The sequence below is a fragment of the Caloranaerobacter azorensis DSM 13643 genome (genome assembly GCF_900129995.1).
GTDB classification, from domain to species: Bacteria; Bacillota; Clostridia; order Tissierellales; family Thermohalobacteraceae; genus Caloranaerobacter; species Caloranaerobacter azorensis.
Genome location: NZ_FQXO01000082.1, coordinates 1 through 9,911, shown reverse-complemented (window position 1 = coordinate 9,911; position 9,911 = coordinate 1). Strand labels below are relative to the sequence as shown.

12 protein-coding genes are annotated in these 9,911 nt (G+C 29.9%); 3 read left to right on the top strand and 9 right to left on the bottom strand.

The window, feature by feature from the left end; translation table 11 throughout:
* Nucleotides 1-799: 799 nt before the first annotated feature.
* Both BUB51_RS10755 and nadE read right to left on the bottom strand, forming a co-directional pair.
* Entirely contained in the window at nt 800-1,540 is a 741-nt protein-coding gene (locus BUB51_RS10755) for a YebC/PmpR family DNA-binding transcriptional regulator (RefSeq protein WP_073197684.1), read from the bottom strand.
* Between the two features lie 12 nt (nt 1,541-1,552).
* Complete coding sequence (gene nadE / locus BUB51_RS10750) at nt 1,553-2,278, bottom strand: NAD(+) synthase (RefSeq protein WP_073197682.1); 726 nt, start codon at nt 2,276-2,278, stop codon at nt 1,553-1,555.
* A 176-nt stretch (nt 2,279-2,454) separates the two neighbouring features.
* Between nadE and BUB51_RS10745 the strand changes: the two genes are divergently transcribed.
* Nucleotides 2,455-2,910, top strand: coding sequence for a zinc ribbon domain-containing protein (locus tag BUB51_RS10745; protein WP_073197680.1), 456 nt, complete (start codon nt 2,455-2,457; stop codon nt 2,908-2,910).
* Between the two features lie 112 nt (nt 2,911-3,022).
* On the opposite strand, the gene BUB51_RS10740 is transcribed toward BUB51_RS10745, so the two are convergent.
* The 6 genes from BUB51_RS10740 to cysK form a co-directional block, all read right to left on the bottom strand.
* On the bottom strand, nt 3,023-4,471 hold the full coding sequence (locus BUB51_RS10740; protein WP_083599607.1) for a HAMP domain-containing sensor histidine kinase: 1,449 nt from the start codon (nt 4,469-4,471) through the stop codon (nt 3,023-3,025).
* Entirely contained in the window at nt 4,450-5,136 is a 687-nt protein-coding gene (locus BUB51_RS10735) for a response regulator transcription factor (protein WP_073197678.1), read from the bottom strand. Before BUB51_RS10735 ends, BUB51_RS10740 begins: the two co-directional genes overlap by 22 nt.
* Before the next feature lie 135 nt (nt 5,137-5,271).
* A complete protein-coding gene (locus BUB51_RS10730) occupies nt 5,272-6,042 on the bottom strand; it encodes a hypothetical protein (protein ID WP_052045328.1) in 771 nt (256 codons plus the stop codon).
* Nucleotides 6,043-6,057: 15 nt separating this feature from the next.
* Nucleotides 6,058-6,882, bottom strand: a complete 825-nt coding sequence (locus BUB51_RS10725) for an ABC transporter permease subunit (protein WP_073197677.1) — start codon at nt 6,880-6,882, stop codon at nt 6,058-6,060.
* A gap of 11 nt (nt 6,883-6,893) precedes the next feature.
* Complete coding sequence (locus BUB51_RS10720; RefSeq protein ID WP_073197675.1) at nt 6,894-7,634, bottom strand: ABC transporter ATP-binding protein; 741 nt, start codon at nt 7,632-7,634, stop codon at nt 6,894-6,896.
* Between the two features lie 216 nt (nt 7,635-7,850).
* On the bottom strand, nt 7,851-8,765 hold the full coding sequence (gene cysK / locus BUB51_RS10715) for a cysteine synthase A (protein WP_073197673.1): 915 nt from the start codon (nt 8,763-8,765) through the stop codon (nt 7,851-7,853).
* A gap of 136 nt (nt 8,766-8,901) precedes the next feature.
* Here cysK and BUB51_RS10710 point away from each other — a divergent pair, with 136 nt between their 5' ends.
* Together BUB51_RS10710 and BUB51_RS10705 are read left to right on the top strand one after the other, a co-directional pair.
* Nucleotides 8,902-9,267, top strand: a complete 366-nt coding sequence (locus BUB51_RS10710) for a sulfite exporter TauE/SafE family protein (RefSeq protein ID WP_073197671.1) — start codon at nt 8,902-8,904, stop codon at nt 9,265-9,267.
* On the top strand, nt 9,264-9,620 hold the full coding sequence (locus BUB51_RS10705) for a sulfite exporter TauE/SafE family protein (protein WP_073197669.1): 357 nt from the start codon (nt 9,264-9,266) through the stop codon (nt 9,618-9,620). Before BUB51_RS10710 ends, BUB51_RS10705 begins: the two co-directional genes overlap by 4 nt.
* Before the next feature lie 74 nt (nt 9,621-9,694).
* Here the strand turns inward: BUB51_RS10705 and BUB51_RS13185 are convergent, their stop codons facing one another.
* The gene (locus BUB51_RS13185) at nt 9,695-9,841 is read right to left on the bottom strand and encodes a hypothetical protein (protein WP_159430368.1); all 147 of its coding nucleotides are present in this window, start codon (nt 9,839-9,841) and stop codon (nt 9,695-9,697) included.
* Nucleotides 9,842-9,911: the final 70 nt, after the last annotated feature.

Sequence of the window (9,911 nt, the reverse complement as noted above, 5' to 3'; positions counted from 1 at the left end):
ACAGAATTTACATTCCACATAGTTAATATAAAACGCATATTCCTCATTTTGATATTAATTTGCCTCGTAAGATTTACATTCCACATAGTTAATATAAAACTCCCCAAACTTTAGATAATTCATCAAAGTTAACATAATTTACATTCCACATAGTTAATATAAAACCCCCTATTTTTTTAATAACTATTTATAGGAAATTTAAAGGCTTACAATATATTTGATTTCAATCATAATATGTATTTCTGCAGTAAAGCTATAATAATGTTTTCTAAAATATAAACTTAAAGCCCTCTAATTAAGATATTTCATGGAATTCACAACTTTTTAATTAAAGTCCACTTTACTGCAGCTGTGAAATTTTTCTAATTATAGTAAATAAAAAATTTAAAATACTTCTAAAAACTCATTAACTAAAATACAACCATCTATTCTATTATTATACTAAAAATTACAATTGAAATAAAACTTCTAAAACAAATAATTTCAAAAATAAATCTATTAAATGTATTATTTGCCAAAATTTAAAAATGCCTATAATTTTATTATACTAAGAAATCAAACTTTTAGAATTGGATTAATTATTATATACTTTTTTCAAAACTGAAAAAACGTTCTTAAAATCCTAATAATACTGTTTAAAAATTATATATAAAATCTTCGAATTCTAAAAATACACCTTTCTCGTATTATACATAATACGAAAAAGGTGTAACGTTTATCATCATTCAAGCTATTTTTTCAGACTTTATATTTCCCATTAATTTCTGAATTCATTGATTTAACTACATTTAAAACTAAACTACTCTAAATCCTCTGGCATCTCCCAATTGTGGTACACATTCTGCACATCGTCATTATCTTCCAAAGCATCTATAAGTTTAGTCATATTTTTAATATCATCTTCATCAGTTAACCTAGTTGTATTTTGAGGTATAAAAGAAATTTCTGCAGTTGTAAATGTATATCCAGCCTGTTTTAATGAATCCCTTACAGTCGCAAAATCTTCTGGACTTGTAGTTATTTCAAAATATTCTTCTTCAGTTATGAAATCTTCTGCTCCTGCTTCTATTGCTTGCATCATTAATTCTTCTTCATCAATTCCCTCTTCTTTTTCTATAATTAATACACCTTTTCTATCAAACATAAATGAAACACAGCCAGTAGAACCTAAATTGCCTCCAAATTTACTAAAATAATGTCTTATATCAGATGCAGTACGATTTCTATTATCCGTTAATACTTCAACTAATACTGCAATTCCACCTGGTCCATAGCCTTCATATGTTATTTCTTCATAGTTAACACCATCTAATTCTCCAGCACCTTTCTTGATTGCTCTTTCTATATTATCATTCGGCATATTCGCAGCTTTTGCTTTTTCAATAGCAGTTTTTAAAGCAGCATTATATTCTGGATCTGCCCCACCTTCTCTGGCAGCTACTATTATAGCTCTAGTTAATTTCGTGAAAATTTTTGCTCTTTTAGCATCCTGTTTCCCTTTTCTATGTTTTATATTAGCCCATTTTGAGTGCCCTGCCATAATTTACCTCCTTTACTTTTCTCTTATAAACATTAATGGCATCCTTCTTTTATGTTCACTCAATTTATTCATTCTGATTATCTTTTCTTTCACATTAGGAGTAGCTCCGCCTGTTAATATAAAAGTGTCTAATTCCTTGTAGCTAAATCCCATTTCTCCTTCATCCGTCTGATTTTCCCATAAGCCCGCTGAAGGTGGTTTGTTTATAATTATTTCAGGAATACCTAGAAATTTAGCTAACTCTTTTACTTCAAATTTAACAAAATCTGCAATAGGAAGCAAATCCACTCCACTATCACCGTATTTAGTAAAATACCCTATAGTTAATTCACTCTTATTACCTGTACCCGCTACTAAATATTTGTTTTTCTGTGCAAAATAGTATAATGTTGTCATTCTTAATCTCGGCTTTATATTAGATACTGCTAATAGATTAGTACCATCATCTTTTAATTCATCTAATAAACTATCAAACGTTTTTGATAAATCAACCTTAACTGTTTTTAAACCTATCGTTTCTGCTACTAATTTAGCATGTTCTTCGTCTTTGCTATTACTATGACACGGCATTATTACACCTAATGAACTTTCTGGGAAAGCCCTTTTAGCTAACGCCGCTACTACAGCAGAATCAATACCGCCACTTAATCCAACAACCAAACCTTTACATCCCGCTTCTTGTACTTTATCTATTAGCCAACTTACTAAATTATCACATACTTTTTCTATATTTTCCATATTACTGCCCTCCATTAAGTGTTACATAGTGTTCAATATCAATATATCTGAATATATCTATAGTATAGGGTAGCAAATATATTTTTATCTGTCAAATATTATTAATACAATCCATTTGAAGTTTATTCTTACTTGATATATAATAATTACCAATAAAACTGGTGGGGGGAAATTCTATGTCAAATAAAATTTCTACTAAAAGAAAAATTACATACTACATAGGCCTTTTTCTTACAATCATTGGCTTTTTAATGTTTTTCTCTGCATTTTTCATTGGATTTACAGCTATTAATGAACCAAGCTTTGGTGGTGCTAGTTCTGCATTTGTTAGAGCTCCAATTGGTATGGGACTTATAATCGCCGGTGCTATTTTACAAATCATTGGAAGAAAAGGCGCTGCTGGTTCAGGAATCATACTTGACCCAGAAAAAGCTAGAGAAGATTTAAAGCCCTTTAATACTACAAAAGGAAAAATGATTAATGACGTCGTTGAAAATGTAGATATTTTAAAGAATTTTACCGAAAAATCTTCTTCACCTATAAAAGAGGTTGTAAAAATCAAATGTAGAAATTGCGGTAAATTGAATGACGAAAATGCCAAATTCTGTAATGAATGTGGGAAAGAATTGTAGCTTTATAATAAATATGCCAACTATCTAGTACATAATTTTAGGATTATCAACATCAAAAAGCAATTTCATTTTTTGATGCTGATAATCCTTTATTAAAATTTATTTAAATTTTTCACTGAATAGGAATACTAAATTTAACCCTAGCTCCACCCATTTCATTATTCCCTGCTGTAATGCTACCGCCCAACTTTTCTACAAGGGTTTTTACAATATACAAACCTAATCCATAATGCCCTTTTTCTTTTGACCTAGACTCATCACCTTGATAAAACCTTTTGAACATATTCTTAATATCTCTACTACTAAAACCACATCCCGTGTCATCTATCAAAAAACATAATGTATTTTTCTCTATATTAACTTTCAATATTATTTCACCATTAATTGGAGTATATCTCAAACTATTAGAAATTATATTATCTAAAATCTGACTTAATGCATTTATATCTGTCGAAATTATAAATTTATCAGCTAATTTTTCATCTTTTTTCATTATAAAATTAATTTTTTTAAGACTACAAATTCTATCAAAATCACTCGATTTCTCATTTAAAAATTTTACTATATCACACTTTTCAAATTCCAACTTAAAATCTTGCTGCTCAAGTTTCACTATTCTATCCATTTTTTCTATAAGCTTTATTATCCTGTCAACATTCTTATCTATAAGATTCAAATATCGTATGAATTTATCTTCATCAAATTTATTAGAATACAAAATCCCTTCTATATGTCCTTTTATTATAGTTAAAGGTGTTCTCAAATCATGCGCAATTGCTTCAAGCATATATCGTCTGTCCTGCTCCAATTTCCATTGATTTTCAAGAGTTACTTTAAGCTCATTTCTCATGTCTTCAAAGGCAGAACACAATTTCCCAAGCTCATTATTACTTTTATAACTAATTTTGAACTCCAAATTCCTATTCTTTATCTTATTAGCCCCTTCTAAAAGCTCATTTAAAGGTCCACTCAATTTTTTATTAAACTTTGAAACAAAAATAATCGTAAACAATATTATAAATACAAATGGAGATATAACTACAATCTGTTCCAAATATTGAACCAAAAAATTATACTTTGGATTCCTCGCTGAAGGCTTAATATGATATTTTAGTAACACCATTCCTACAGCCAATCCATTTTTAGATATAGGTATAAACTCGATAACCTCTGCATTAAAATATCCTACAACTATCTTATCTCTTTTATCTATACTTTTAAATGGCAAATCAACAATATCTGTTTTGTAATTTCCATATATCATTTCTCCTTTATAATTTAAAACTTGATATTCTATTCCCTGCACTGGTATTATTTTTTCAAGTTCAGTCTTAAACCCTTTATTTAATAATTTATCGCCGGTATTTTCTATGTATTTTTCAATAAACGGTACTTTCGACTCATAATAATCAGCTCTAAGTATAATTCCTCTTGACATAAGAATCAAATTAGCAGTAATCACTACAGTCGTACAAATAAAACTTAAAATTATTACCGCTAATATATAAATAATTAATTGTTTCTTTAAAGATATATCATCTACATCGACCATTTTTCCCATCTATATCCTACTCCCCAAACTGTTTTAATATAATCTCTTTTAGAATCATATTCGCTAATTTTCTGCCTTATTTTTTTTACATGTTCAGCTACTACTGATGCATCACCTTCAGCATCATAACCCCATATCTTTTCATAAATCTGCTCCTTTGAAAAGACTTGTCCGCAATTAATTGCTAGAAATTCAACTATCTTATATTCTTTTTTCGTCATGTGTATTATCTCATTTTTGAAATATACTTTATTACCTTTTAAATCTATAGATAAATCACCAAAATACAACCTTGCTCGTTTATTATTATAGCTCCGTTTTTCTCTTCTCAGATGAGCCTCTATTCTTACTTTTAACTCTCTAAGACTAAATGGCTTAGCTATGTAATCATCTCCTCCAATAGTAAGTCCTCTGATTATATCTTGCTCCTCATGCTTGGCTGTCAAAAATATTATTGGACAGCTTACTATATCTCTTATAATGCTACATACTTCATATCCATTTAAATTTGGCATCATAACATCAAGTAATATCAAATCAGGATTACATTTAGCCTTTTCAATTGCCTCCTCACCATTATAAGCACAAAGAATTTCATAATCTTCTTCTAAAAAATCCTTTATAAAAGAAACAATATCTTCTTCATCATCAGCAATTAAAATCTTTTCCTTCATTAAACATTCCTCCTAAAATTCCTGTATTTTACATTCCAAAAGCAAAAGAATATCATGAGTATCTAAAACAATACTCATGATACTACTTAAACTGCTGTATTATAAAATCATACCAATATTTTATCATGCTTCCCACTAAAAATAATACCCTTTCTTTTTCCATATAACCCCACTTGATAATACTGTTATCAAAATTATTCCTATTAAGCTTATAAAAAATTGAGCTGTATTAATTCCACCTAGTGCATTAAAAATCTCATCTGTACTAAATAGTAAAAACGAAAATCCATCCCATACATAAATAGAACCAACTATTACTGCAATTGTCGCAATAACAGCTAAAACCGCATTTGGCACTAAAACACTCACTAAACTCGCTATTCCAAGTATACAAAGCAAAATCATGTATTCAATCATATAGAATTTTATATTATAAAGCAGTGCCGAAATTAATCCATATTCACCTTGAACATTAACAAGCTCTGTATATTCAGTTTTGGGCATTAAAGTAAATCCGAATACATTGCTTACAATGAAAATACTTATTACAAATATAAAAAGTGTTATACTAAGTGCAATCCATTTAGAAACAATATACTCAAATTTGTCATAAGCTCTAATCATATAAAGTCTAAATCCACCCGATGTTTTTTCATAATTCAAACAATCGATAAAAATAATAGGGCAAATTATACATGCAAGGATTATATGTCCTTCTCTAAGTACAAAAGGTGAAAAATTCAAGGAATTCAGCTTAATATAAGCATTTGGCCCATAAAACCCTACTTTATAAAAGTTAACAAATGCACATATCATAAATATAAGTACTATATTTAATATGAATAAAATACCTGTTCTTTTTCTGCCCCATATTCTTTCCAATTCACTTAAAATCAACGCTTTCATGATAAACGCCTCCTTTTATATAAACGAATCCTTTTTTCTCAAATACAAATATGAAAACACAGAAAATACAATTATATATGCTAAAATAATAAAGATAATCCATGAATTTAATTCGTTATTCGATAATAAATAATATATACCCTTATATTGAATATGAACTATAGACGAAAACATAACCTTTGTTGGCGGTGCATGTCCTAAAATTTGAGCGAAAATCTTGACTATCTCTGTACCCATAGCTAAAAACAGTACGATAGCAATATTAGCTCCTGCTGCAACTGTAGTGCTCTTGCTTATTAAAGATATAAACACACACATACTAGCTACAGCTATAATAGTTACAAAAGCTAGAAAATAGTACTTTAAACAATATATGGCTGCATCCTTTGCAAGAAATATATCCTCTCTAAAGAAAAACCTTGTGGTCTTATCTTTAGGCAAGAAAATATATCCCTCTATGAAACTAAAAATAAAATAGTACGATAGAAACAAAAACATTACTAAAATTATGACTATGTACTTTGCAAATAGTATCTCACGAATATTGTATCTTCGTATCATAACCATTCTCATCTGGCCACTTCTATATTCCTCAGTTATGGATAATACAATAAACAATATCAAAAAAACATTTATTGCACTTATAAGCTGTTCTTGAAGCGCAGCCACAGGAAAATTTAAAAAATTAGTATATTCTGGACTTGTTTGTAAAATCATCATATTCTTTTTAGCATAATACAATATCGTTGCATATACCATAAAAGGAATTGCTAAAAAACAAAGCCACGTACTTTTCTTCAACCACAATCTTTCCCATTCGCTCTTAATAAGATCTACCACTCCATTTCACCTCACTTAACTTTAATAAGTTCTATAAATGCATCCTCTATTCTATTCCCCCCACTAGTTAAAGTAATAAGTTCTTCCTTTGTTCCTTCCCAGATAACTTTCCCATTATTGATTATGATAAACTTATCGCAGAACAACTGCAACTCATCGAGCAAATGACTTGATATAAGGAAAGTTACTCCTTTCTCATCCCTAAGTTTTTTGATCAACTCTCTTAACTGCTTCATCCCTAAAGGATCAAGTCCATTTGAAGGTTCATCCAATATTATAACGTCTGGGTTTCCAAGCAGTGCTTGAGCTATACCCAACCTCTGTTTCATCCCCAATGAGTAGGTTTTCACCTTATCGTCTCCTCTATCTCTTAACCCTACTAATTCTAATACTTCCTCCACTTTGTCAAGCTGTTCTTTTCTAGGCATATCGTTATGTAGACGTGCTAAATTCTGAAGTAGTTTTCTTCCTGTCATATAAGGGAAAAATATTGGAGCTTCTACAATTGCTCCTAATTTTTTTAAAGCATTTTTTCTATCTTTAATTATACTGTTCCCGCATATAAATATCTCTCCGTCAGTTAAATCAATTAGTCCTGTCAGCATTCTTATTAATGTTGTTTTTCCTGCACCATTTGGTCCTATTAGAGCACTTATTTCTCCTTTTGATACTGTAAATGAAATATTTTCTAATATGGTTTTTCTACCGATTTTCTTTGTTACATTTATAACCTCTATCTTTTTCTCTTTCATAACTAATCCTCCTTGAGTCCCTAATATTTATTTAACAATTATAATTTAATATTCAATTTTAAAGATTTTATAAAGATTTTAAAATTTTTAATAACGTCTTCATAAAAAATAAAATCCCGCAGTTAAGCAGAAATTATCCTGCTTATCCTACGAGATTCTTAATTTTTTCCAATTTTAACTTTTAGATTTCATGAAATGCATTGAATAGTAAACAGTTTATTCAAATACTCCTGTACTTAAATATCTTTCTCCATTATCAGGAGCGATTACAACTACTTTTTTACCTTTTCCTAATTTTTTTGCCTTATTCAAAGCTGCATATATAGCTGCACCAGAGGATATTCCTAATAATATTCCCTCTTTTTTCGCTACTTCTTTTATTGTATTTATTGCATCTTCTTCGCTCACTCTCTCTATACTATCTATCAAGTCTTTATCTAATACTTTTGGTATAAAACCAGCTCCTATTCCTTGTAATCCATGTGGTCCAGGCTGTCCCCCAGATAAAACGGGTGATTTTTCAGGCTCTACTGCTATTATTTCTACATTTTTCATTTCTTGATTTAAAACTTGAGCCACACCTGTTAAAGTACCACCTGTACCAACTCCGGCTACAAATGCATCAAATTTACCATCCATTTGCTCTATAATTTCTCGTGCAGTAGTTTTTCTATGAATTTCAGGATTGCTTGGATTTTCAAATTGCTGTGGCATAAAATAATTCTCATTCTTCTCTAAAAGTTCTTTTGCTTTTTCTACCGCTCCCTTCATGCCTTTTATACCAGGAGTCAATACTAATTCGGCACCATAAGCTTTTAATAAATTTCTCCTCTCTAAACTCATTGTATCTGGCATTACTAAAACTACTTTGTAGCCTTTAGCTGCACCAATCATGGCTAATCCTATACCTGTATTCCCACTGGTAGGCTCTATTATAACCGAATCTTTGTTTAATTTACCTTCTTTTTCAGCTTGCTTAATCATATTTAAAGCAATTCTGTCTTTAACGCTGCTTCCAGGGTTAAAATACTCAAGCTTCACATATACATCTGCACTATTTTTGTCAACTATATTGTTTAATTTTACTATAGGAGTATTTCCTATCGTTTCTATTATACTATTATAAATCATAATAAACCTCCTTTGATTTCCTAGTATTCCTATATGTTTTCATGTATATAATATTTTTTATATTAATTTTTGTCAAGTGAATAATTGACCCTATTTAAGGAAAATTTACAAATAAAATATCTTTTATGGTGATAGTATGATACTAAATAAAAAAATATATAAATCTTTATTGGTAGGTTTTATAACAGGAATAATTAATGGCCTATTTGGATCAGGTGGAGGTACTATTATAGTGCCATCTCTCGTGTTCTTATTAGGTATAGAAGAACACAAAGCCCATGCTACTGCAATTTTTATAATTTTACCTATTACCTTTATCAGTACTTTTATTTATTTAAAACAGGGAATGTTAGTTTATAAAATAGCAATACCTGTAATTATCGGGGCCGTTCTAGGAAGTATAATAGGATCAAAATTATTGAACAAAATTCCTACAAATATATTGAGAAAAATATTTGGTATCTTTATGATTATCGCAGCAATTAGGATGGTGATTAAATGATTCTGTTCATTATAGGCTTCTTTTCGGGAATAATAAGTGGTTTAGGTATTGGCGGGGGAACTATATTAATTCCTGGACTTATATTTTTTACAACTCTATCTCAACATAAGGCTCAAGGTATTAATCTTCTAGTATTTATACCAACTGCAATAACTGCATTATTTATTCATTTCTATAATAAAAATATACTTTTAAAAATAGCCTTTCCGATAATTATAACTGGATTAATCGGTGCATTGATAGGTTCTATGATTGCAGTTAATATTAATTCAGAAATGCTCAAAAAAATTTTTGCTATTTTTCTATTTTTCATGGGGATTTATGAATTTTATTATAAATCGAGTAGGAGGTAGATGATTAATTCATCTACCGACCTCTCACACCACCGTACGTACCGTTCGGTATACGGCGGTTCATTAGGTTAAGTTCAAACTTGAACTCTGGCTTTCGCTATTGATGATGCCGAAGGTATACTACACGCTTCCTTCCTATCTTGGACTTCCAGTCCTACTTCAGTCGGAGAGCCTTCATATGAAGTTTTCTGTGGTCTTTGCATACCTCTCGAATCTTTCAATGCTACTTACCTCCCTAATGTTCGGTCCTTCCCTATCTATCCTAGGTTTTGATAGGTACTATGACCTCTG